Origin of the sequence: Micromonospora sp. WMMD1128 (assembly GCF_027497235.1) — a bacterium.
Lineage (GTDB): Bacteria > Actinomycetota > Actinomycetes > Mycobacteriales > Micromonosporaceae > Micromonospora.
In genome coordinates, this window is record NZ_CP114902.1 from 3,892,833 (window position 1) to 3,916,720 (window position 23,888).

Consider the following 23,888-nt stretch of genomic DNA (forward strand, 5'->3'; position numbering starts at 1 on the left):
CTCGGTCATGCTGTGGTGTTCCCTTCGATGTGTTCCTCCCGGCGGGCCCACCCGGCGAGGCGGTCGCCGAGCGCGGCGCCGCCGTCGGCCTCGCGGGCCACCACGAGGATGGTGTCGTCGCCGGCGATGGTGCCGACGATCTCCGACAGGCCCGCCCGGTCGAGCGCGCTGGCCAGGTAGTGGGCCGCGCCCGGCGGGGTGCGCAGCACGGCGATGTTGCCGCTGGAGTCGACGCCGTTGAGCAGTTCGCGCAGCAGCCGGACCAGCCGGGCCGGCGCCCCCTCGGCGTCCCGCAGCGGCCGGCGGCCGTCCTCGGGGATCAGGTAGACGCCGCGCCCGTCGCCGCCGCGCGCGGTCACCGCCCCCAACTCCTTGAGGTCACGGGAGAGGGTGGCCTGGGTGACCTGGATGCCGTCGGCGGCGAGCAGGTCGGCCAACTCGGTCTGCGAGTGGATGTCGCCGTCGCGGATCAGCTCGACGATGCGGCCGTGCCGCGCGGCGCGGGTCAGCGGAGCGGTCATGTGGATGCCTCCAGGAGAAACGTCAGCAGCGCCTTCTGGGCGTGCAGGCGATTCTCCGCCTGGTCGAACACGGCGCTGCGCGGGCCGTCGAGCACCTCGCCGGTGATCTCCTCGCCCCGGTGGGCGGGCAGGCAGTGCAGCACGATCACGTCGGCCGCGGCGTGGTCGAGCAGGGCGTCGCTGACCTGGTAGGGCCGGAACGGGGTGATCCGGTCCAGCCCGTCGTCCTCCTGGCCCATCGACGTCCAGGTGTCGGTGGCGACCACGTGCGCGCCGCGTACCGCCTCGACCGGGTCGGTGCCCACGTCGACGGAACCGCCGGTGCCGGCGGCGATCTTCGCCGCGCGGGCCACGATCGCCGGGTCCGGCGCGAAGCCGGCCGGTCCGGCGATCCGGACGTGCATCCCGGCGGTCGCGCCGGCCAGGAGGTACGAGTGGGCCATGTTGTTCGCCGCGTCGCCGACGTAGGCGAGGATCCGCCCGGCGGTGTCCCCGAACCGCTCCCGGACGGTGAGCAGGTCGGCCAGCAACTGGCAGGGGTGGTAGGTGTCGGTGAGCGCGTTGACCACGGGCACGGTGGCGTGCGCGGCCACCTCGGCGATCCGGTCGTCGCCGTGGGTGCGCAGCACGATCGCGGCCACGTAGCGGGACAGCACCCGGCCGGCGTCGCCGAGGCTCTCCCCGCGGCCGAAGTGGGTGACCTGGGTGTCCACCACGAGCGGGTGCCCGCCCAGCTCGGCGATGCCGGCGTCGAACGAGATCCGGGTGCGCAGGCTCTGCTTGTCGAACAGCACCGCCACCGACCTCGGCCCGGCGAGCGGCGTGTGTCCGTACCGGTCGGCCTTCATCCGGGCGGCGAGGTCGAGCACGGCGGCCTGCTCGGCCGGGGTGAGGTCGTCGTCGCGCAGGAAGTGGCGGGTCATGCGGGGGCCTCCGTGCGGGTCGAGGGGGTGGGCGCCGGCGCGGCGGCTCCGGCGGGCATGGCCGGTCCGCCGAGCGCGGCGTCGAGGGCGGTGGGAAGCGCGGCGAGGAACGCGTCGGCCTGCGCCGGGGTGAGGATCAGCGGCGGGGCGAGCCGGATCACGTCGGGCTGCACCGGGTTGACCAGGAAGCCGGCCTCCCGCAGCGCGGTCGCCACCGGGCCGGCCACCGGCCGGTCGAGCGCGAGGCCGAGCAGGAGGCCGGCGCCGCGCACCTCGCGCACCAGCGGGTGCCCGAGCGCCTCGACGCCGCGTCGCAGCCGCTCGCCGACCCGCTTGACGTGGTCGAGCAGGCCCTCGTTGGCGATCGTGGCGATCACCGCGAGCGCGGCGGCGCAGCTCACCGGGTTGCCGCCGAACGTGGTGCCGTGCGAGCCCGGGGTGAGCAGGTCGGCGGCCGGGCCGAAGGCCAGGCAGGCGCCGAGCGGCAGGCCGCCGCCGAGCCCCTTGGCGAGCGTCACCACGTCCGGTTCGACGCCCTCGGCCTGGTGGGCGAACCAGTGCCCGGTGCGCCCGACGCCGGTCTGCACCTCGTCGAGCACCAGCAGCGCGCCGTGCGCGGCGGTGATCCGGCGGGCCGCGGTGAGGTAGCCGGGCGGCGGGACCACCACGCCGTTCTCGCCCTGGATCGGCTCCACGATCACCATGGCGGTGTCGTCGGTGACCGCGTCGGCGAGCGCGTCCGCGTCGCCGAACGGCACGTGGGTGACGTCGCCTGGTAGCGGGCGGAACGGGTCGGCCTTGGCCGGCTGGCCGGTGAGCGCCAGCGCGCCCATGGTCCGGCCGTGGAAGCCGCCGTGGGTGGCCACCACGTGCCGTCGCCCGGTCAGCCGGGAGAGCTTGAACGCGGCCTCGTTGGCCTCCGCGCCGGAGTTGGCGAGGAAGACCCGGCCGGGGCGGCCGGCCAGGGCCAGCAGCAGCTCGGCGAGGGCCACCGGCGGCTCGGCGACGAACAGGTTCGACACGTGCCCGAGCGTGGCGACCTGTTTCGACACGGCGGCCACCACCGCCGGGTGGGCGTGGCCGAGCACGTTGACGGCGATGCCGCCGAGCAGGTCGACGTACTCCCGGCCGGCCTCGTCCACCACGACGGCGCCGCGGCCGGCGACGAGCGCCAGCGGCGGCGTGCCGTAGTTGTCCATCATGGTGGCGTTCCAGCGCCGCAGCAGGCTCATGAGCCGATCACCATCGTTCCGAACCCTTCCGACGTGAACACTTCGAGCAGCGTGGAGTGGGCGACCCGGCCGTCGACGACGTGCGCGGCGGGCACGCCCTGCCGCACCGCCCGCAGGCACGCCTCCATCTTCGGGACCATCCCCGACTCCAGGGACGGCAGCAGCTTCGCCAGGTCGTCCGCGGTGATCTCGCTGACCAGGCTGGACGTGTCCGGCCAGTCGGCGTAGAGACCCGGCACGTCGGTGAGCACGACCAGCTTGCGCGCGTCCAGGGCGACCGCGAGCGCGGCGGCGGCGGTGTCCGCGTTGAGGTTGTGCAGCACCCCGTCGACGTCCGGCGCGACGGTGGAGATGACCGGGATCCGGCCGGCCGCGATCAGGTCGGTGACCGCCGAGACGTCCACCGACTCCACGTCGCCGACCTGACCCACGTCGACCGGCTGCCCGTCCACGTACGCCGGGCGGCGCACCGCGGTGAACAGCCCGGCGTCCTCCCCGGAGAGGCCGACCGCGAACGGGCCGTGCGCGTTGACCAGCCCGACCAGTTCCCGGCCGACCTGACCGACGAGGACCATCCGGACCACGTCCATCGCCTCCGGGGTGGTGACCCGCAGGCCGCCCCGGAACTCGCTGGCGATGCCGAGCCGGCCGAGCATGGCGGAGATCTGCGGGCCGCCGCCGTGCACCACGACCGGCTTCAGGCCGGCGTACCGGAGGAAGACCATGTCCGCGGCGAAGGCCCGCCGCAGCTCGGGGTCGACCATCGCGTTGCCGCCGTACTTGATCACGACGGTGGCGCCGGCGAAGCGGGCCAGCCAGGGCAGCGCCTCGATGAGCGTCGCGGCCTTGGCCTGGGCCCGGGTGAGGTCGTCACTCATCATGACGAGTACGCCGAGTTCTCGTGCACGTACCCGTGCGACAGGTCGTTGGTCCAGATGGTCGCGGCCTCGCCACCGGCGTGCAGGTCGATCCGGATGGTGACGTCACGGCCGGTGAGGTCCACCTTGGCGCGGTCCTCGGCGGCGGCGCCGCCCCGGCACACCCAGATGCCGTTGACCGCGACGTCGACCTCGTCCGGCTCGAACGCGGCGGCGGTGGTGCCGACGGCGGCGAGGATCCGGCCCCAGTTCGGGTCGTTGCCGAACAACGCGGTCTTGACCAGGTTGTTGCGGGCGACCGCGCGGCCCACCTCGACGGCGTCGTCCTCGCTCGCCGCGCCGACCACGTCGATCGCGATCTGCTTGGTCGCCCCCTCCGCGTCGGAGAGGAGCTGCTGGGTCAGGTCGTGGCAGGCGGCGGTGACCGCGGCGGCCAGCTCGGCCGCGGTCGGCTCGATGCCGGAGGCGCCGCTGGCCAGCAGCAGCACGGTGTCGTTCGTGGACATGCACCCGTCGGAGTCGATCCGGTCGAAGGTGACCCGGGTGGCGGCCCGTAGCGCGGCGTCGAGCGCGTCCGGCCCGGCCACCGCGTCGGTGGTGAGCACGCAGAGCATGGTGGCCATGGCGGGCGCCAGCATCCCGGCGCCCTTCGCCATCCCGCCGACGGTCCAGCCACCGCCGCGCGTCACGGTGGTCTTGGGCCGGGTGTCCGTGGTCATGATCGCCTCGGCGGCCGGCAGCCCGCCGTCGCGGGACAGGCCGCGCACCGCGTCGCGTACGCCGGGTAGCAGTTTCGGCATCGGCAGCCGCTCGCCGATCAGGCCGGTGGAGCAGACCGCGACCTCGCCGGCGCCGACGATCAGCCGGGCGCTGCCGGCGGTGAGCGCGGCGGCGGTGTGCTCGGCGGTGGCGTGGGTGTCCTGGAAGCCGGCCGGGCCGGTGCAGGCGTTCGCGCCGCCGGAGTTGAGCACCACGGCGCGGACCACGCCGCCGTGCACGACACGCTGGGTCCAGAGCACCGGGGCGGCCTTCACCCGGTTGGCGGTGAAGACGCCGGCGACACCGGCGTCCGGGCCGTCGTTGACGACCAGGGCGACGTCGGCGGCGCCGGAGGGCTTGAGGCCGGCGGCGACGCCGGCGGCGCGGAATCCACGGGGAGCGGTGACGGTCATGGGGCGACTCCGAAGACGGACAGGCCGGTGGTCTCGGGGAGGCCGGCCATCAGGTTGGCGTTCTGCACGGCCTGACCGGCCGCGCCCTTGCCCAGGTTGTCGATGGCGCTGACCACGATCACCCGCCCCGAGTCGACGTCCACGGTCGTCTGGAGGTGGCAGGCGTTCGAGCCGGCGGTGGCGGCGGTGTGCGGCCACGACCCGTCGGGCAGCAGGTGCACGAAGGGCTCGTCGGCGTAGGCGGCGGCCAGCACCGCGCGCGGGTCGGCGTCGCCGGTCGGCAGCGCGGTGACGGTGGCCAGGATGCCCCGGGGCATGGGGGCGAGCACCGGCGTGAACGACAGCCCGGTCGCGCCGGTGGCCTGCTTGATCTCGGGCACGTGCTGGTGCGCGCCCACCTTGTAGGGGGACAGGTCGCCCATCACCTCGCTGCCGAGCAGGTGCGCCTTGGCGGCCCGGCCGGCGCCGGAGGTGCCGGAGGCGGCGACCACCACCACGTCGTCGGGGCGTACCGCGCCGGCGGCGATCAGCGGGGCCAGCGCCAGCGTGGTCGCGACCGCGTAGCAGCCGGTGTTGGCCACCCGCCGGGCCGCCGCGATCCCGCCACGCGCGCCGGGTAGCTCGGGCAGCCCGTAGGCCCAGGCGCCGGCGTGCGCGCCGCCGTAGTAGCGGGACCAGGCGTCCGCGTCGTGCAGCCGGTGGTCGGCGCCGAGGTCGACCACCTTGACGGTGTCGGGGAGGGCCGCGGCGAGGGCCGCCGACTGGCCGTGCGGCAGGGCCAGGAAGACCAGGTCCGCGTCGGCGAGCGCCGCCGGGTCGGTCGCCCCGAGCACCAGGTCCAGGCCGGCGAGCTGCGGGTGTACGGCGGCGACGGGCTGGCCGGCCTGGCTGTGCGCGGTGGCGGCGACCAGCTCGAACTCGGGGTGGCCGGCGAGCAGGCGCAGCAGTTCGCCACCGGCGTACCCGCTCGCCCCGGCCACCGCTACTCGAATGCCCATACTAACCTCCGCATGAATATGCGGTAACTTTAGCAGCGCAGGCGGTGATCATGCAAGGTTATACGGTGCACCGCATGATGCTTCGGTCGCTCACTCCGGCGCGAGCGCCGTGAGCGCCCCGGCGGCGAGCGCCGCCACGCCGGCCGGCAGCGCCAACCCGGCATCGGGTGCGAACGACGGGCTGTGGTTGGCCGGCAGGCCGGCGAGCTTCTCGGCGGCGCTCGCACCGGGCGCCGACCGCCACTGGCGCGGGCCGACGACGCCGAGCATCCAGTACCCGCTGGGAATCCCACCGGCGGCCAGCAGCGGAAAGTCCTCGGCCGCCAGCGACGGCGGCCACCAGGCCACCCGCTCGGCGCCGAACGCCCGCTCGTGCGCGGCGCGCAACCGCGCGGCCACCGCCGGATCGCCCTGATAGGCCGGGGTACGCGAGACGACCCGCAGCACCGGCTCCACCGGGCTGCCCGCGGCCTCGCAGCAGGCCCGGACGACCCGGGTCACCCGGGCCAGCACGTCGTCGAGCGTCCGGTCGGACAACGCCCGGATCGTGACGCCCAGGGTGGCGTCCTCCGGGATCACCCCCGGGTGGTGACCCGCCCGCAGGGAACCCACGGTCAGCGACACCTGCTCCGCCGGCCCGACCTGCCGGGCCACGACGGTCTGCAACTGAACCACGATGGTGGCGGCGAGCACCACCGGGTCGACACACAGGTGCGGGGTGGCGGCGTGCCCACCGCGCCCGGTCACGGTCACCTCCAGCGTGACGCAGCCGGCCGTCATCGGGCCGGCCCCGTGCGCCACCATGCCGGCGGGCAGGGGCGCGGCGTGCTGCGCCAGCAGCAGGTCGGGGCGACCGAACCGCTCGTGCAGGCCGTCCGCGACGAGCGCGGCGGCGCCGCTGAGCGTCTCCTCGGCGGGCTGCCCGAGCACGAGCAGCGTCCCCCGCCACCCGTCCCGCCGCCGGGCCAGGTGAGCCGTCGCGCCCACCGCCGCGGCCAGGTGCAGATCGTGCCCGCAGGCGTGCATGACAGGGGTCCGGCGCCCCGCGCCGTCGAGGGCGGTCGCGGTGCTCGCGTACGGCAGCCCGGTCCGCTCGGCGACCGGCAGCGCGTCGAGCTCGGCGCGGAGCATCACCGCCGGCCCGGCCCCGTTGGCCAGGACGCCGACCACGCCGTGCCCGCCGATGCCGGTCGTGACCTCGCAGCCGATCTCCCGCAGCGCGGACGCGAACCGCGCGGCGGTGCGCTCCTCCGTCCCCGACAACTCCGGATGGGCGTGCAGGTCGCGGTAGAGCGAGCCGGCCCGGGCCAGGACGTCCGGCTCCGGGGACGGGCCCGGGACGCGGGCGGTGACGGGCGGACCGGGTGACGCCATGGCGGTAAGCCAACCGCCTGCCGCTGTCACCCCGCTCACATCCGGTGACAGCGACCTGGTGGTCCGGACGACGGCGATCGGTGAGAGCCGTGCGGTCTGCTTGTCCCGGGCCGGAGGAACCGGCCGGACACGACCGTTTGGAGTCACCATGGCGCCCGAGACCGACCTGAACGCCCTCGCCGAGGAAATCCTCGAGCTGGAGTCCGAGACCTTCGCGATCTCCGACTACGCCGACGCCTCCGAGGCGATCCTGGCCTCGTGCTCCTCGTCGGGCACCACCTCGACGTGCAGCAGCACCACCTCGACCACCAGCTGCTCGGCCTGAGCTGATCGGTCACCACGTCGGGCCGCCCACCGGGCGGCCCGACGTGCGTGTGTCCGGCCCGGGCGGTCGGCGGTCGGCTCAGGGGAACGGGTGGGGGACGCGGCGTAGGTCGGCGTCGGTGAGCGCGGCGCCGGTCAGCCCCGCCGCGTGCGGGGCGGTACGCAGGCGCGGCAGGTACAACGCCCGCTGGCGCAACCAGCCGAAGTCGATCGGCAGCAGGCCCGGCACCACCACACACACCGACCGCAGCCCGGCCGCCTCCTGCTCCGGGCTGGTCTGGTCGACCAGGACCGCCTGATGCCCGCGCCGCCGCAGCGTGTCCAGGACCCCACGCAGGTCGTCGAGAAGATCCCGGCCGCCGGCCGCGCGGGGGTCGCCGAAGACCTGCCCGACGTCCCGCGCCGACCCATCGTGCAGGTAGGTCGCGGCGTGCCGGGCCATCCGGGGCAGACCGAAGAGGGCCGAGTGGTCCGGCAGCCGGCGGACCAGGTGGTAGTCGTCGGCCATCCGCTCCAACTCCGCGCGCCGGCGACGCACCATTGTCGGTTGGTGCGGGATGTAGGTGAGCGCCTCGGCGACCGCGCCGGCCACCGCCTGCTCCGGATCGACGTGCGCGGCGGCGGCGAAGGAGAGCAGCCCCGGACCGCCGTCGTGGCGGACCGCCAGGCTGGTGACCACTGGCACGTCGAGGTCGATCCGGTTGTCGAAGGCGTGCAGCGCGTACCCCTGCAACTCGGCCCGGTCGGCCATCGCCCGCACCGCCGGCGAACAGCTCGCCAGGTCGATCCGGGGCAGCGTCAGGTTGCCGTACCAGGCGAGCAGGAAGGCGTCCCGCTCGATCAGCTCCAGCAACCCGAACAGGGCGGCCTCGACCAGGCAACTGCCGGTGGCGCAGCCGCTCGAGGACGAGAGCACGAAGGTGTCGTCGGCCGCCGGGGAGCTGTAGAAGCAGAGCCGCCGGGGCACCAGCACCGGCCGGCCGGTGTGCAGGTTCCGCCCCCACACCCACGGGATCGGCCGGTCCGGGTCGAACCGGCGCAGGATCGGGTCCCGGTCGTACACCTCGTCCGGGTAGCTGCCGCACCCGTCCGGATCCAACGCGTGGTCGGCCACGTCCGCGTACGCGGCGACGACGGGCACGAGGTTGCGTCGCCGGTGGGTGCCCGCGTGCCGCTCCAACCCCTCCAGGTACGCCAGCGCGTGGCTGGCGTCGTAGCCGGTGGACTGGCCGCTCCAGGAGACGTCGAGCAGCCCGCCGTACCCCCGGATGAAGACGCTGCCGGTGACCGGGGCGGTGGTGGGCGAGGTGATGGTGAGCCGGGTGCCGGCCCCGAGCGCGCCGCAGACCGGGTTGACCAGAGCCGCCCGCGGCAACGGATAGTCCCCCGGTGCGCGCAGCCGGTACGTGTCCGGGGCCGGCTTCGGCGCCGGCAGGTCGATCTCCGGCACCTCGGCGGGCGAGTCGGGGCGCGCCACCGAGCACGCCGGGCAGCGCGGCTCGGCCAGCACCGGGTGGGTCCGCACCCGCAGCGTGTCCAGTTCCAGGCGGCTGACCCGGGCGAGCCGCCGGCTGGGCTCGTCCCAGGTCGGCGGCGCGGGTCGGGGCGCCGGGGCGTACACCGCCCGGTACAGCTCCCAGACGGCGTCGAGCTGGTAGGCGGTCATCGGAGGCCACGGCCCGACCGCGGTCGTCGGCCCGCCGGTCTCCAGCGCGTCGCGTTCGCTGCGACCGCGCAGCCGCTGCCACCTGATCGCCAGGCAGCGCCCGCACGCGGCCCCCGGCGCGCCGCCGGGGACCGGGCCGACGAGGACCGCGTCCGCGCTCAGGTGCACGGTGGCGTCCCGGCGGCGCGGCGGCGTGCCGGCGAGCACGTCGGCGGCGCCGAGCGTGACCACCCGGGGCGCCGGGCCCACCGGCCGTGCCGTCCAGCTCCGGGACAGGTGCTCGTCGAGCCGGGCCGCGGCGGCGGACAGCGGGGCCGGGGGCGCCGCCGCCGCGGTGCCGGTCATGAGTCGCGGCTCCACCGGAAGGTACGCACGCCGACGACCGCGAACACGACCGCGAAGCCGACGAGCGCGGCGCACGCCACCAGATAGTCGGTCATCGTGCCGAAGCCGGTGAAGGCGTACGCCATGCCGTCGTTGACGTAGCGCAGCGGCAGCGCCCGGGAGATGCCCTGCAGCCACCCGGGCATCAGCTCCAGCGGATAGAACGACCCGGAGAGGAAGGCCATCGGCACCACGATGCAGTTGGCGATCGCGGCGACCGCCTCGGCGGTGTCCGCCCGCGAGCCGACGATCAGGCCCAACGCCAGGAACGTGGTCACCGCCAGCAGCATCATCGGCAGGGACAGCGGCCACTTCGAGTCGGGACGCATGCCGAGGAAGGGCAGCATGGCGACGCCGACGAAGAGCAGGCTCTGCGCGACGCCGATGGCGAGCGCGACCGCGTAGCGGGAGCCGACCACGGACCAGATGCTCGTCGGCGCGAGCCGGATGATGCGCAGCAGGTCGTCGTGGCGCCACTGCATCAGCGTGAACGAAACCCCGAACAGCGCGGCGCTGGCCAGGCCCCACGACAGCACGCCCGGCGCGATGAAGTCGATGTAGCCGTGGCCGGTCTCGGCGACCTCCTGGTTGCGGAAGATCAGCCCGAAGATGACCAGGAAGACGAGCGGGAACGCGAACGTGAAGAAGAGCGTCGTGGCGTCCCGGACGCTTGCCTTGTAACTGGCGCGGGCCAGTGCGGTGTATGCGCTCATGCCTGCGGCGCTCCCATCAGTTGCAGGTAGACGTCTTCCAGGGTGGCCGGGCGGGTCTCCACCTCGTCGAGGCCGCCGTCCGCCCCGAGGGCGGCCAGCACCCGGGCCGTGTGGGCGGTACGCAGGACGATCGCGCCGTCCTCGACGTCGATCCCGTCGACGCCGTCGAGCCGGCCGGCCTGCTCGGGGCTCAGCCGGCCGGCGGGCACGACGAGGCGGGTGCCGACGCCGGATCGCGCGATCAGCTCCCGGGGGCTGTCGAGGGCCAGGACACGCCCGTCGGCGAGGATGGCGACCCGGTCGCACAGCCCCTGCGCCTCGTCGAGGTGATGGGTGGTGTAGACGATGGTCTTGCCGGCCGCCTTCAACTCGCGCAGCAGTTGCCCCAGATCGCGGCGGGCCTGCGGATCCAGGGCGGCGGTCGGCTCGTCCAGGAAGATCACCTGCGGGTCGTGCACGATCGCCGAGGCGATGGCGAGGCGCTGGCGCTGTCCACCGGAGACGTTCGTGACCCGGACGTCGGCCGAACCGGTCAGCCCGACCAGCTTCAACGTCCGGTCGGCGGCGGAGGCGGGCAGGCCGTAGAGCGCGGCGACGGTCACCAGGTGCTCGCGGGCGGTCAACCGGGTGAAGAACGCGGACCGCTGGGTCTGCACGCCGATCAGCGGCAGCAGGTCGAGGTTGCGTGGCGTCGGCGACATGCCCAGCACCCGGACGACGCCGGTGTCCGGGGACCGCAGGCCCTCGATCATCTCGATGAGAGTCGTCTTGCCCGCGCCGTTGGGTCCGAGCATGCCGAAGAACTCACCCCGGCCGATCGAGACGGAGACGTCGTCCACCGCTCTCACCTCGCCGTACGACTTGCTCACGGAGTCCAGCTCGATGGCCGGATCGTCGGTGGCTGACATGGTCATACCTTTCGCTGGTGGGCTTCGATGTGCTGCTGGTGCGGCGGGGACGACCGATCCGAGGGTCGAGCCCGTCGGGGCCGGGCCGACCAGCCGGCGAGCGTCAGGCCGACGACCGCGGCGGGCAGGACATGGCCGAGCGCGCCCAGTGCGGGCGCCAGGAGCGCGCCGACGAAGTAGACCACGCCGGCGGCGGTCCCGACCGCGACGAAAACCCACCAGACGCCGTACAGGCCGAGGCGGATCGCGACCGGCCCCGGGTATCGCACGCCGCCGCGGCGGGGCCACCGGACCAGGGCGGTGCGGAGGTAGCGGCGGCTCTCCGGCGCCAGGTCCAGTGTGTCGAGCAGGTGGCTGACGATCTTGTAGCCGTCCAACGGTGGGACCGGGACGAAGTTGACCAGGGTCTGCGCGGCGGCGACAAGCACGTACGCGCTGAACAGCCGGCCGGCGAAGGCGCCCGGCAGTGCGGCGAGCGCGGCGCCGACGAGCAGCAGCACCAGGCCGTTGGCCAACCCGCCGGCGGCGGCGATCAGCACCTGGTCCCGCCGCCTCGCCAGGTAGGCGTAGTCCTCGATCCGGCAGGTGAGCGTGACCAGGTTGATCCGCTCGACGGTCGCGCCGAGGCGGACCGCCGCCAGCGCGTGGGCGAACTCGTGCGTGGCCGCGCCCGCCCAGGCGAGCAGCCCGAGCAGGAGCAGGCTGAGCGGGTCGGTGAACGCCGGGCGGGCCTCCTGCCAGAGCGGGCCGGCGTGCCACGCGACGGCCGCCAGCAGGGCGGCCACCAGCACGCCCAGCACGGCGACCGGAGCGGGCCGCAGCACATGCCGCAGCCGCCGGGCCCACCTGTCGACCGAGTCGTGCCGCGTCGCCGGGACCACCGGCGGCGCGCCGGACCCGCCGACGAGCAGGCCCCGCTCGTGCAGCAGCCACAGCAGCCGCACCCAGTGGTCGTCGCCGAGCCGGCGGCCGTACGCGGCGGCGTACTCCGCGCCGACCTCGCCCAGCGACCGGACCCCGTCGAGCCGGCCGACCAGGAACCGTTCCTTGCCGGACAGCTCGAACGCCCGGCCGCTGCGGCGGTCCTTGACCAGGTGCACGGTGGCGGGTCCGCGGTGCAGGGGCCGGGAGAAGAGCAGGTCGTCGCGGAGCCGGGGACGCTTGCCGAGCAGGGCCGGACCGGTCATGCCGCCACCGCCAGCTCCCGCAGCACCCGGGCGAGCAGGTACGACAGGTAAGCCTCGTCCCGGATAGTGGCGTGCAGCCGGTTGTTCGTCATGTGCAGGTACGGCGAGAGCAGCGCGGCGAGCGCCTCACCCGGGTCGGTGACCACCCGGTCCCCGCCGTCGCCCCACGACCGCAGGGTCAGCCGGCCGGACGCGGCCAGCCCGAGCACCCGCTCCCGCAGTTCGACGGCGTGCTCGGCCCAGCCGCGCAGGAACCCGGGCAGCCGTTGGACCTCCCCGCGCGCCACCAGGTCGAGGATCCGTTCGACACGTGGCCCCAGCTCCGGCGCGACCCCGTCGTACATCCGCCGGTACTCCTCGGCGCCGATCAGCTCCGTGCCGGCGAACGCGCGGTGCCAGAAGTGGTGGTAGCGGTCGAGGAAGTCGACAAGCTCCGCCCGGTCGGGCAGGAACGTCCCGGCCAGCACCGTCATCAGCTGGGCGGCGGTGCCCAGCAGCACCGGTCGCAGGTGCAGGTTCATCGACGCGACGGCCCGCAGCACGAGGTCGCTGGAGTGCCGGAAGTGCCACTCGGCGACCTCGATCCCGTCCGGCCCGCCGTACTTGCCGTACTCCGGCTCGTAGGGCCGGTAACTGACCGAGTTGTTGGGCTGCAACAGCATCTGCCCGTTCGCGTCGACGAGCTCCGCCGGCCGCCCGGCCGGGAACTCCAGGGCGAACAGGATGTCGTACAGCTCGCGCAGGTAGCCGGTGCCCATCGCGTACAGCGCGGGGCGGGTGGCGAGGAACCGGCCGATCGCCGCCTCGGCCCGTGCCCGGACCTCCGGCTCGTCCGACGGGGTACGGGGGCGCAGCCGCAGCCGCACGTGCGGCCCCTCCAGCCAGTAGTTGATGAAGAAGTGTCCGGCGAGCAGGTCCCGCTCGGTGAGCTCGCGGATCAGCGGCGCCACACACTCCACGAGCAGCGGCTGCGGGTTGGCGGCGTAGAACACGTGCAGCGCCAGCCAACTGCCGCGCGGGTCGGCGGCGCCGCCGGTGTCGGTGGGTACGGCGGCTGGCACGGTCATCGGGTCCCCCCAGGTTCGGTGCGGAAGGTTTCCACGGCCAGCTCGCAGACGTGGCCGCCGTGTTCGCCGCGGGCCGCCAACTCGTCGGCGGCCGGCAGCATCTCGCGCAGCACGATCCGGTCGTCGGGAGCGCCGAGCGAGGCCCGCAGCGCCTGGAGCGACAGCGGACTGTCGAAGTCGACGTACTGCGGTTTCGGGTTGGCCCCGGCCCGGCCCGCGGCGGCCGGATAGACGGTGGCGAAGACCCGCGTCGGCACGTCGTGCTCGGCCCGCCACCGGCGCCAGCGCAGGAAGGCGTCGGCGTCGGCGCTCGGGTCGTCGGTGTCCGGCAGGTCGCCGGCGTGCGCCGACCAGCTCCGGCGGCTGAGCACCACGTCGCCGACGCGCAGCCGGGGCCGGGTCGTCACCCCGTCGACCGCGGGCCCGGCGGGCACGCCACGCCACGGGTCCAGACGCACCATCGACGCCGGCGAGAGCAGCAGCAGGGTACGCGGGATCTGCGGCAGCGCCATCGGCACCAGGTAGCCGAGGTAGACGGGGATCACCTCGCGGTCGAGGCGGGTCGAGCGCAGCACCACCCGGTCGGTGTCCGGGTCGTGCACCAGGTGCAGGTCGTCGAGGGTGAGCTGCCGCCGGGGCGCGACGTCGCTGGTCTCCCCCGGGCAGACGATGACGTGGTCGGTGAGCCGGTCGTGCAGGTTCAGGTTGGTGGTGGCCGCGCCGCCGGTCAGCTCGGCGAAGACCGCGTCCGGCGGGGCGACCGCCCGGGCCTGCTCGCGCAGCCGTTCGGCGAGGCTCGGCGTGTCCCCGGAGAAACAGTGGGTGAACCGGCTGAACGGGAAGGACAGCCCGCCGAAGGACTGGTTGAGCACCAGCAGCGGCTCCGGCTCGCGCAGCGCCACCTGCACGAAGTGCCCCTGCGGGCGGAACCCGCCGGTGATGCCGCCGAGCAGGTCGCCCACCTCGTCGAAGATCGCCTCCGGCAGCCGCAGCTCGTCCTGCCCGGCGTCCGCCTCGGCCAGCCGCCGCAACCGGTCGGCGAAGGTCTGCCGGGCCGTGTCCAGCGCGGTCATCTCGGGCCGGCCCAGCCAGTTCTCCTCCGGCGTGTAGCTGCCGTCCTCGGCGAACGCCGGGCGCCCGGCGACATAGGAGGAGTACTGGTCGTAGAGGTCGTCGTGGAAGTCCTCGACCAGGCGCAGCAGGTCGTCGCACCGGCCGCCGACGCCGAAGCGGGCCAGGAAGAAGCCGTGGAACATGATCCGGTGCGGCAGGTTCTGGTCGAAGGCGGGCAGCACCCGCTCCACCGCGGCCAGCCCGCCCCCGCCGGCCAGGTCACTACCGCCGGCCGGGTCGCCGCAGGTCAGCCGCCGCCAGGCGGGCGCGCTCACCGGGACGGGGTCGCCGTCGATCCGGCTGTCCTCGTAGAGCAGGGTCTGCGGCAGCGCCGGCTCCGGTTCGCCGAGGGCCGTCATGGCCGCCCGTACCGCAGCCCGCAGCTCGTCCGCCACCGCCCGGCGCCGGGCCAGGTCCCCGTCCCGGTAGGCGTCAACCAGCTCGGCGATCGCGGTCAGGTCGTGGGCGGTCCGGACCGCCCACGGGCGGTCCAGGTCGGACAGCGCGCCGGCCAGCGCCCGGACCGGGTCGGGGCGGTGCACGTCGACGTCCAACCCGGGCAGGCGCAGCATGCCGAGCCGCAGCAGGGTGGACAGGTACGCCTGCCCGTCGCCGCGGTCCGCCCCGGTCCGCTCGCACAGCCGGTCCACCAGTTCGGCCCCGCGGATCGTCCCGCGCTCCCGCAACAGCGCGGTCAGCTCGTCGAGGACGCCGCTGCGGCGGAGGAAGAACAGCCCGTCCCGCACCGAGTCGAAGCTGACCGCGGCGCGGTCGTCGCCGGCGGTCACCCAGTGTCGCACGTAGCGGATCCGCTCGGCGTCGCGTCGCCAGCCCGGGCTCAGCGCCACCGGCAGGTCGCCGCGCCGCACCGGGTCGGCGCTGATCAGGTCGGCGATCCGGCTGACAAGCACGACATTGAGCCGGACGTACCGCTGCCACCGCTGCCCGACGGCCACGCCGAGGCTCTCCGTGTCGTCGTCGAACCGGCCGAGGGCGACGCCGGTGAACGTGCTGAACGGGCTGGTCTTGCAGGCGGTGCGGTAGAGGTAGGACAGCAGTGAACGCTCGACCCGACGAACGCGCTTGTTCGCCGGCCGGTCCGGATCCGGCCGGACGCCGACGGCGAGCTGCTGGTCGAGGGTGGGTGAGGCGAGCTGGAGCCCACCGCGCAGCCGGGGCTCGTCGGCCAGCTCCCACAGTCGCCGGCGGGACCGGGCGATCTCGGCGGCGAACACGGCGGCGCCCTCGTCCTCCAGCCGGGCCAGCCGGGTCCGCGCGGCCAGCCACCGCCGCAGCTCCGGCCCGGACGACGGCCGGATCCGCTCGGCCTCGGCGAGCGCCGGCTCCGGGTCGGCGGGCAGCACGTTGTTGTGGATCTGCCGGCGCAGGGCCAGCAGCCGCCGCCGGGCGTCCTCGTCCTCGTTCCCCCCGATCAGGTCGTGCAGCAGGTCGCCGGCCCGGACCCCGTCGGCGGCGAGCCGCCCCCGCAGCGCGAGCACCGCCTCGGCCCAGTCGGTCGCGCGCGGGCACCGCAGCCCGTCGACCGTGGACAGCGGCAGCCCGGCGATCCGGGCGGTGAACCAGTCGCCCGTCCGCCAACCGCCGGTCGAGGCGGCCGGCGGCGCGCTCGGCGCGGGTACGGTCGCCGTCATGACAGCTCGTAGCGGTAGTCGCCGAGCTGCGGCCGGTCGTGCCCGGCCAACATGATCAGCAGCGGGAACTCGCCGGTGTCGGCGAGCGCCAGTTCCTCCACGTAGGAGACGCTGTCGAAGCCCAACGCCACCCCGGCCCCCAGGCGCAGCGCGGCAGCCGCCGTGTAGAAGGTCTGGGAGATCGCCCCGACGGTGGCGTTGACCAGGTTGTAGCCACGGTCGCCGGTGGCGTCGAGCACCGCGTGCGTGCGGACGGTGGGCACCAGGACGACCGCGGCCTGCTCCAGGTTGTAGTTGGCCAGGAAGTAGTTGCGTTGCAGGAACTCACCCGGCGGCCCGGCGGTGGCCGGGATCAGGGCGTGGTCGACCGGGTCGTACTCGTAGCCGCGGGCGGGCACGCCGTCGACGTGGTTGACGAACGCGTAGAGCTTGGCCAGCGGCCGGTCCGACGGGCCGTCGATCTCGCTCGGCACCCGGGTCGCGGCGGTCGCGCGCAGGAGCGCGGCGAGCTGTCCGGCGGTGATCGGTCGGCGGGCCAGGAACCGCCCGAAGCTGCTGCGGCGGCGCGCCAGGGCCGTACCGACGGGCATGTCCATCGGCGCGGCGGGCGGCAACGGTATGCGCCCGGCGCGGCTGGGCGCCGGGTGCGCGCCGGCGCCGGCGAGCGCGCCGACCGGCGGTCGGCGCACCGCGGCGGCGGTGCTGCGGTTGATCCGCCGCAGGAGGTCGAATTCGAGTCGGGTACGGGAGCGGTCCCGGTCGGCGTGCCGGACCCGGACCGGGCCCGGCGGCGTCGCGTCGACGGGCCCGACGTGGTCCGGCGGCGTCCCGGCGGCGGCCATGGCACGGTCCGGCGGCGTCCCGTCGACGGGCCCGGTGCGGTCTGCGTCCGCCCAGGTGAGGGGCACGACGGCGAAGAGCGCCTCGGCGTCCGGGTCGAGGCCGAGCAGGTCGGCGACGGCGGCCTGGTCGAACCAGAGGACCGGCCGGATCCGCCGGCCCTGGCCGCCGGCCCACAACCGCCAGGTCTGCAGCAGGGTGCCCACGTCCATCGACACCGCGTGGTAGGAGAAGTTGTTGTACTTGAAGGCGTTCTGCCAGAACTTGACGCCGATCACCAGGAACTGGGTGGCCGGTTCCGGCCGGCCGAGGGCCGCGTTGAGCCGGCCGGTGACGTCGCCGGCCAGCAGCCGCTGCATGGCCTGCCGGGCGTGGGCGTAGTAGTAGACGCCCGGGAGGACCCCCGCACCCGGCCCGGCGATCCAGTAGACGCTGCACGGATAGAGACCGCCGCCGGAGGCGGTGCCCCGGTGCCAGTTGGCGTGCGCGTACGAGGGAAGTGCGGCCAGGTCGGTGTTGGCCTGGACGCCCAGCCGCCGGCCGAGCAGTCCGTAGGAGTCACGCAGCATGCCGCCGAGCAGTCCGGTGGTGAACGGCTCGTCGGCGTCGTCGCCCCGGCGCAGCGCCGTGTCAAGCGCGACGTCCACCGGCGGCGGATCCGGCAGCGGGAAGGCGACCGCGTCCGGGTAGTACTTGCCCCGGCGGGGGGCGTCCCCCCAGTTCGGGGTGAAGTCGGCCGGGGGCATGGGCTCCCGGCCGCGGCGCAGGATCGCCGTGGCGTACGCGTGGGCGTAGCCGGCGGTTTCAGACGTCATGGCGGCACCTCACGGGAACGGGTGGGGAACGGAGTGGATCTCGTCGTCGCGCAGGTCGCGGTCGAGGAGGCCGGCGGCCCGGAAGGCGGTACGCAACCGGGGCGCGTGCGGCGCGCGCTGGCGCATCCAGCCGAAGTCGATGGGCAGCAGGCCGGGCACCAGCACGCTCGCCGTGGCGAGGCCCAGCTCGTGCTGCTCGGGGCTGGTCTGGTCGACGGCGATCACGTCGAACCCGTGCCCGGTGACCGTCTTGAGGCAGTACTCCAGATCGTCGCGGAGGTCGGCGGAGACCGGCGGGGCCGGGCGGTCCGGCCCGTACAGGTCGGCCATCGCGGCCGGACGGGGACCGTCCTCCAGCAGGAACGCGGCGTGCCGCGCCATCTCCGGCAGCCCGTACAGCAACGGATGGTCGTGCAGGCCGCGTACCTGGGAGAAGTCGGTCACCATGGTCCGTAGCCGTGGCTCGTCGGCGGCGGCGCGCAGCCGCACCATCACCGAGTCGGTGGCGATCTCGCACAGCGCCGCGGTGATGGCGGCCTGCGGGTCGAGGCTCGCGCCGCCGCCGAACGCGAGCGCGCCGAGGCCGCCGTCCTCCCGTACGGCGACGGCGGTCACCACCGGGATGTCGAACGTCATCCGGGCGTCGAAGAACCGGGCCCGGTAGCCGTACATCGCCAGCCGATCGATCATCATCCGGGTCTGCGGCCGGTCGACGGTGGCCGGGTCGATCTCCGGCAGGGCCCGGCCGCCGTACCAGGCCAGCAGGAACGCGTCCCGTTCGATCGCCTCCATCAGGCCGTGGTAGACGGCCTCCACGAGCGACCCGCCCGACGCGCACCCGTTCGAGGTCTCCTGGACGAAGCGTTCCTCGACGCTCGCCGCGTGGTAGTACACCAGGACCTCGGGGACCAGGACCGGCCGCTGGTCACGCAGCGACCAGCCCCAGACCCAGGTGATCGGCCGGTCCGGGTCGAAGCGGTGCACGTACGGGTTGGCCTGGTAGAAGCCGTCCGGGTAGAGCCCGCACTCGCGCGGATCGAGGGCGTCGCCGCCCAGCTCCCGCAGGCTGCCGGTGACCACCGTGCGCTTACGCCGGGGGCGCAGCCCGGCGGCGCGTTCCAAGCCCTCCAGCACCGCGATGCGGGCACTGCGCCGGTAGCCGTCGGCGTGCCCGCCGTAGAGCGTCTCCCGCAGGTACGGGCCGCTGCGCAGGGTGAACGAGCCGATCGCCGGTGCGGTCGACAGCGAGGTCAGGTCCTGCCACAGGGTCGAGCCGAGCGCTCCGCACACCGGGTTGGCGAAGCCCGCCACGTCCAGCGGGTACGCGTCGAGGTCCCGTCCGCGGAAGCCGTGCGGGTCGCTCTTGGGCGTGGGCGTCAGCTCGATCGGGGCGAGGTCCCGCGCGTCCGCGACGGTGCCGCCGCAGGCCGGGCACTCCGGGTCCGCCACCACCGGAACCCGGTGCACCCGCAGCGTGTGCAGGTCGACCTGACGCACCTCGGCCGGGGCGCCGCCGTCCGCCGGGGCGCCGCCGTGGTGCGCGGTGATCAGGGCGGCCAGGAAGTCCGCGACGAGCGGGATCGCGTACGGCCACGGACCGGCCGCCCGCGTGTCGCCGCCCAGTTCGACCGCGTCCCGCAGGTCACGGTGCCGCACCGCCTGCCAACGCCGGGCCAGGCAGGTCGCGCAGGCGCCCGCCGACGCCACCGGGGCGAGCAGGACCAGCTGCCCGTAGACGAACACCCGGGGCCCGCCGGCCGGGCGGGCCGGCGCGGCCAACTCGTCCCGTATCCCGAGCGCGACCACCTCGGCGGCGCAGCCGCGCTCGGCGAGCAGCCGCGCCAGGCCGGCGCAGACCAGCTCGTCGGTCGCGGCGACCTGGCTCACCTGCCGTCCCCCGCGGTCAGCAGCACCTTGACCGCGACCAGGCCACCGGCGGCCAGGTCCGCGCCGCCGACCGGCGCCACGAGCACGTCGTGTCCCCGCTCCCGCAGCCGCTCCCGCACCTCCGACCAGCGGTGGGCGGCCCCGGTGGCGGGTGTCGTGTCCCGCACCGTGAGGGTGCCCGCGTCGAACTCCTCCAGCAGCGGGTCGCCGGTGTCCGGCGTCACCGCCGGATCCTGCGCGTGCAACGCGGCCTGGCCGAGCACGTCCCGCAGCGCCGCGCGGGCGGCCACCGTGTGGACCGGGTCGCCGGCCACGGCGTACCGCCACCGGCCCGCCGTCTGGTCGAGGTAGCGGGCCAGCAGCACGCTCAGCCCGGCCTCCGGCACGCCGGTGAGGTCGAGCAGTTCCACCGGGATCCCGAGGTTCGCCGCCGACTTGGTCAGGAAGAGCAGTTCCGGGTCCGTTCCGTGGGTTTCCAGGCGTACCTGCCGCGCGGCGGCCCGGCCCTCGACGACCGCGCGCAGCGCGCGGTACGCGAGCGCCGAGGCCAGCCCGGACCGCACCGCCTCGGCCAGGTCGCCGCCGGCGCCCCCGCCGGCCCGGGTCGGTTCCGCGCCGCGGGCGCGGTTGGCCGCTCCGAACGGCTCCAGCACCGCGGCCGGCACCGCCGCCGCCGCGCCGGTGAGCAGCGACCGCGCCGCCGCCCAGTCGCCCGCGGCGGGCTCACCCCAACCGGAGTCCAGGCCGAGCCGGGCGGCGTCGAGCCGGGGCGCGTCGGCGGCGGGCGGCCGGCGGACGGCCGCCTGGCCGGTGGTGGTCACGGCGGCGACCCGCAGCGCCCGCAGCCGCGCGGCGGCGACGTGGTGTACGTCGAAGGCGTGGACGGTACGGCGGTGGCCACGCGGATCGGTGAGGTCGACCGCGCCGATCTTGATCGGGCTCTGGTCCCAGCGTTCGTCGTCGTAGCGCCGGAACACGCCCAGGTGCGGCTGGAGCAGCGGCTGGTGCACGACGAGTTGCGCCACGGCCGCGTCGGCCCGCGCCGACTCGTCCTCCTCGACGGTCGGCTCGTCCAGCGCCAGCTCCACCTCGGACGCCTCGGACGCGTCCGGCGGCTCCGGCGGGCAGAAGGCACACCCGGGACGGGTCAGCAGCGGCTCGGCCAGCACGTCGAGCGAGGCCAGGTGCTGGACGATCACCGCACCGTCGGTCTCCGCCGGCAGCGCGCCGGTGGTGAGCCGGAAGACCTCGTACGCCAGCAGGTTGCCGACCATGGCGGCCAACGGCCCGTCCGGCTCGGCGGCGACCGGTCCGGTCCCGGCGGGCAGGGCGGCGGCCCGCCACACCGCACCCGCCGCGCCGGTGTCGTCGTTGTCGGTCAGCCGGTCCATCGCGCAGCACCAGCAGCCCCGGCGATCGGGCCCCTGCACCGGGCCGACGAGCATCCGCTCCCCGCAGACCCATGCCGGCAGGAGCAGCCGGCCGGCCGGGATGCCCGCCGTGAGCAACCGCAGCGTGTCCCGGGGCGCGCGGTCACCGGCCGCCACCACGACGAGGTCCGCGTCGAGGTCGGCCCAGCCGACGTCGGCGTCGGGCAGTTCGTCGACCCGGACCGGACACCCCGCCGCGGTCAGCGCGTCCGTCTCGGCGGCGAGGTCGCCCGCGACCCCGGCCGCCACCGTCACCCCGGCGGCGCCGTTGCGGAGCAGGGCGGTGGCGCAGGCCCGGGCGACGGGACCGGTGCCGAGCACCGCCACCCGGGTGTCGCGAAAGGCGGCGAAGCGGTGCGCCGGTCGGTCGGTGTAGTGGTCGACGTAGGCGATCTGGCTGGCGAACCAACCGGCAACGGCGGAGCCGAGGATCGACTCCGGATCCTCCTCGGCCGGCACGTCCCGGGCGAAACCGCGCGCGTAGAGCGCGCCGACCAGCTCGCCGATCATGACGCGCTGCGGCTCGGGCAGCGGCCGGCAGATGTCGGCGACCCGGTTGCGCCCGTTCAGGTGCGGCACGAGCAGCGACGCCAGCCGGTAGGCCGCGCCGGAGGACAGCCGGAAGCCGCTGCTGGCGTTGTGGAACAGCACTCCGTCCTCGGTGCGGGTGAACAGCACGTCGTGTCGCATCCGCGGCCGGGTCTGAGCCACCGTCTCGTAGGCAGTGCTCATCCGAGGGTTCCCTTCACTCGATCGGGGGTCGGTCGTCGGCCGGCGACGCCGAGCGCGTGCCGCCGCAACAGGTCACGGATCCGGTACTGGTCCGCGGCCTCTTCCATCAGGCTCTGGTCGACGAGGTCGTCGAGCAGCTCGCGCGCCCGGGCCGGGTCCACGCCGAGCAGGCCGGCGGCGCCGGGGACGGTGATCGTCTCCGGCGCTCCGGCGGCCAGCCGGAGGAAGGCGTCGGCGAGCGCGTCGCCGAGCCGGGCCAGTGCCCCGTCGAGCCGGCCGGCGAGGGACATCTCCGGGTCGCCGGGCAGGCTCAGGCGCCCGATCGGGTCCGCCCGCAGCCACTCGGCGGCCTCGTCGAGGGTCATCCGGGCACGCAGGAGAACCCGGGTGGCGGCGATCCGGAGCGCCAGCGGCAGGTGTTCGCACAGTGCGGCGAGGTCGGCCGCGGCCCGCGGCTCGGCCCGGACCCGGTCCGGGCCCAGGGCCACCCCGAGCAGGTCCAGGGCCTCGTCCCGGTCGAGCGGCTCGACCCGGTGCAGCCAACCGCCGAGCCGGGCGACCAGGGCGGAAAGGCTCGGCCGGCTGGTCAGCAGCAGAACGTCACCCGGGGACAGCAGCGCCGGCAGCCGCCGGGCCAGCGTCGCGTCAGCGACGTCGTCGGCCAGCAGCAGGCGGCGGCCGGCAGGCGTGGGGGGAGACGACGCGTCGGTGGCGTCCGGCTCGACGGGCCACACGCCGCCGGGGAAGTCGTCGGCGACGAGTCCGGCGACGTGCTGGGCGAGGGCGGTCTTGCCGACGCCCGGCAGCCCGCTGAGCACCACGATGCGGGTGCCGCCGCGCAGCCGGTCGGCGAGGGTGCGGCAGAGCGCCGCCCGGCCGACGAAGCCGGCGGCCGGCGGCCGTACGGGCGTCGGCGGCGCGGGCCGGGACGTCGTGGTGACGACAGGCGTCGGCGCCTCGCCGCGCAGGATGGCCAGTTCCAGCCGCCGCAGCCCGGCACCGGGCCCGACGCCCAGTTCGTTGCCGAGGTGCTCCTTGATCCGGCGCAGTTCGGTGAGCGCGTCGGCCTGCCGCCCGGTGCGGTACAGCACCTCGACGAGCTTCGCGGCGAAGCGTTCGTTCGCCGGGTAGACGCGGGTCGCCGCCCAGAGGTCCACGAGCACCGACCGGTCCCGACCCAACCCGATCTTGAGGTCACAGAGCCGTTCGATGACCCGGACGCGTTCCTCGCCCACCCGGGGCACGACGTCCCGGTGCAACGCCTCCGACGGCACGTTCGCCAGCATCGGTTCGCGCCACAGCGCGAGCGCCTCCTCGAGGGTGGCCAGCTCGGTCTCCGGCTCCGGTTCGGCGCGGGTCCGGCCGGCCAGCTCGCGGAACCGCATCAGGTCGACGGTCTGCGGACCGGCGGTGATCCGGTAGCCGCCGGGCACGGTCCGGATCACGTTCGCGGTCAGCCCGTGCCGCTGGAACAACTGACGCAGTCGCAGGGCGCAGGTCTGCAACGCGGCCCGGGCCGAGACGGGCGGATCGTCGCCCCAGATCGCCTGCTGCAGCGTGGCGACCGACACCACCTCGTCGGGATGCAGCAACAGCGCCGCCAGCAGGCAGGTCACCTTCGACGGCGGCAGTACGAGCGCGTCGGCGCCGGTGGTGAGCGTCAGCGGGCCGAGTACGCGAAAGGCGGCGGTCGGCGTGGGCGCCACCAGCGCCGGGTCACGTCGCGCGGGCAGGCTCGCCACGTGTGATTCCATGGTGATCCTCCCTCTTCCTCGGACGGACACCGGTCAGGTGACCGTCCAGCCTCGCAGCGCCGGCACCCGCCGAATCGCGCGTTCACAGACGCGCTGCACGATGTAGTCGGAGATCGCCTGTTCGGAGGCGACCGTGAAGACCGCGACGGTCAGCCGCCCGGCGATCGAGCGGGCGTGGATGTGGCGGATGCCGTCCGCCGCCGCGGCGTTGAGCCACAGCAGGTCCGTCAGTTCACCGGCGGACAGGCCGCGATCATCGTCCGGCGGCCGCAGCACGAGCCGGGTGAGCAGCACGGCAAGCCTCCGCTGAGCCGGACC

Annotated in this window: 19 protein-coding genes; 1 reads left to right on the forward strand and 18 read right to left on the reverse strand. The window is 75.0% G+C overall.

What is annotated here, in order from left to right:
- Nucleotides 1-5: 5 nt before the first annotated feature.
- From O7602_RS17310 to O7602_RS17340, 7 genes are all read right to left on the reverse strand, one after another.
- Nucleotides 6-521, reverse strand: a complete 516-nt coding sequence (locus O7602_RS17310; RefSeq protein WP_281583675.1) for an arginine repressor — start codon at nt 519-521, stop codon at nt 6-8.
- A complete protein-coding gene (argF, locus tag O7602_RS17315; RefSeq protein ID WP_281583676.1) occupies nt 518-1,444 on the reverse strand; it encodes an ornithine carbamoyltransferase in 927 nt (308 codons plus the stop codon). Before argF ends, O7602_RS17310 begins: the two co-directional genes overlap by 4 nt.
- Nucleotides 1,441-2,676: an acetylornithine transaminase gene (locus O7602_RS17320; RefSeq protein ID WP_281583677.1), complete on the reverse strand. Its 1,236-nt coding sequence runs from the start codon at nt 2,674-2,676 to the stop codon at nt 1,441-1,443. Before O7602_RS17320 ends, argF begins: the two co-directional genes overlap by 4 nt.
- The gene (gene argB, locus O7602_RS17325; RefSeq protein ID WP_281590364.1) at nt 2,673-3,554 is read right to left on the reverse strand and encodes an acetylglutamate kinase; all 882 of its coding nucleotides are present in this window, start codon (nt 3,552-3,554) and stop codon (nt 2,673-2,675) included. Before argB ends, O7602_RS17320 begins: the two co-directional genes overlap by 4 nt.
- Nucleotides 3,554-4,726, reverse strand: coding sequence for a bifunctional glutamate N-acetyltransferase/amino-acid acetyltransferase ArgJ (gene argJ / locus O7602_RS17330; protein ID WP_281583678.1), 1,173 nt, complete (start codon nt 4,724-4,726; stop codon nt 3,554-3,556). Before argJ ends, argB begins: the two co-directional genes overlap by 1 nt.
- The gene (gene argC / locus O7602_RS17335) at nt 4,723-5,724 is read right to left on the reverse strand and encodes an N-acetyl-gamma-glutamyl-phosphate reductase (protein WP_281583679.1); all 1,002 of its coding nucleotides are present in this window, start codon (nt 5,722-5,724) and stop codon (nt 4,723-4,725) included. Before argC ends, argJ begins: the two co-directional genes overlap by 4 nt.
- Nucleotides 5,725-5,814: 90 nt before the next feature.
- Nucleotides 5,815-7,098 carry an amidohydrolase gene (locus tag O7602_RS17340; protein ID WP_281583680.1) on the reverse strand — a complete coding sequence of 428 codons (1,284 nt, stop codon included), beginning with the start codon at nt 7,096-7,098 and terminating at the stop codon, nt 5,815-5,817.
- A gap of 148 nt (nt 7,099-7,246) precedes the next feature.
- Between O7602_RS17340 and O7602_RS17345 the strand changes: the two genes are divergently transcribed.
- On the forward strand, nt 7,247-7,423 hold the full coding sequence (locus O7602_RS17345) for a thiazolylpeptide-type bacteriocin (protein ID WP_073827725.1): 177 nt from the start codon (nt 7,247-7,249) through the stop codon (nt 7,421-7,423).
- Between the two features lie 78 nt (nt 7,424-7,501).
- Here O7602_RS17345 and O7602_RS17350 read toward each other — a convergent pair whose 3' ends face one another.
- The 11 genes from O7602_RS17350 to O7602_RS17400 are packed head-to-tail and all read right to left on the reverse strand — an operon-like array spanning nt 7,502 to nt 23,864.
- Nucleotides 7,502-9,433, reverse strand: a complete 1,932-nt coding sequence (locus O7602_RS17350; protein ID WP_281583681.1) for a TOMM precursor leader peptide-binding protein — start codon at nt 9,431-9,433, stop codon at nt 7,502-7,504.
- On the reverse strand, nt 9,430-10,185 hold the full coding sequence (locus O7602_RS17355; protein ID WP_281583682.1) for an ABC transporter permease: 756 nt from the start codon (nt 10,183-10,185) through the stop codon (nt 9,430-9,432). Before O7602_RS17355 ends, O7602_RS17350 begins: the two co-directional genes overlap by 4 nt.
- On the reverse strand, nt 10,182-11,093 hold the full coding sequence (locus O7602_RS17360) for an ABC transporter ATP-binding protein (protein WP_281583683.1): 912 nt from the start codon (nt 11,091-11,093) through the stop codon (nt 10,182-10,184). Before O7602_RS17360 ends, O7602_RS17355 begins: the two co-directional genes overlap by 4 nt.
- A gap of 2 nt (nt 11,094-11,095) precedes the next feature.
- Entirely contained in the window at nt 11,096-12,280 is a 1,185-nt protein-coding gene (locus tag O7602_RS17365) for a M50 family metallopeptidase (protein ID WP_281583684.1), read from the reverse strand.
- Nucleotides 12,277-13,347 (reverse strand): lantibiotic dehydratase C-terminal domain-containing protein, encoded by a 1,071-nt coding sequence (locus O7602_RS17370; RefSeq protein ID WP_281583685.1) that lies wholly within the window; start codon nt 13,345-13,347, stop codon nt 12,277-12,279. The genes O7602_RS17365 and O7602_RS17370 overlap by 4 nt, the downstream gene beginning before the upstream one ends.
- The gene (locus O7602_RS17375; protein ID WP_281583686.1) at nt 13,344-16,112 is read right to left on the reverse strand and encodes a lantibiotic dehydratase; all 2,769 of its coding nucleotides are present in this window, start codon (nt 16,110-16,112) and stop codon (nt 13,344-13,346) included. The genes O7602_RS17370 and O7602_RS17375 overlap by 4 nt, the downstream gene beginning before the upstream one ends.
- Nucleotides 16,109-17,767: a nitroreductase family protein gene (locus tag O7602_RS17380; protein ID WP_281583687.1), complete on the reverse strand. Its 1,659-nt coding sequence runs from the start codon at nt 17,765-17,767 to the stop codon at nt 16,109-16,111. The genes O7602_RS17375 and O7602_RS17380 overlap by 4 nt, the downstream gene beginning before the upstream one ends.
- Before the next feature lie 9 nt (nt 17,768-17,776).
- Complete coding sequence (locus tag O7602_RS17385) at nt 17,777-19,654, reverse strand: TOMM precursor leader peptide-binding protein (RefSeq protein WP_281583688.1); 1,878 nt, start codon at nt 19,652-19,654, stop codon at nt 17,777-17,779.
- A complete protein-coding gene (locus O7602_RS17390; protein ID WP_281583689.1) occupies nt 19,651-21,816 on the reverse strand; it encodes a TOMM precursor leader peptide-binding protein in 2,166 nt (721 codons plus the stop codon). Before O7602_RS17390 ends, O7602_RS17385 begins: the two co-directional genes overlap by 4 nt.
- Nucleotides 21,813-23,570 carry a BTAD domain-containing putative transcriptional regulator gene (locus O7602_RS17395; protein WP_281583690.1) on the reverse strand — a complete coding sequence of 586 codons (1,758 nt, stop codon included), beginning with the start codon at nt 23,568-23,570 and terminating at the stop codon, nt 21,813-21,815. Before O7602_RS17395 ends, O7602_RS17390 begins: the two co-directional genes overlap by 4 nt.
- A gap of 33 nt (nt 23,571-23,603) precedes the next feature.
- Complete coding sequence (locus tag O7602_RS17400) at nt 23,604-23,864, reverse strand: hypothetical protein (RefSeq protein WP_281583691.1); 261 nt, start codon at nt 23,862-23,864, stop codon at nt 23,604-23,606.
- Nucleotides 23,865-23,888: the final 24 nt, after the last annotated feature.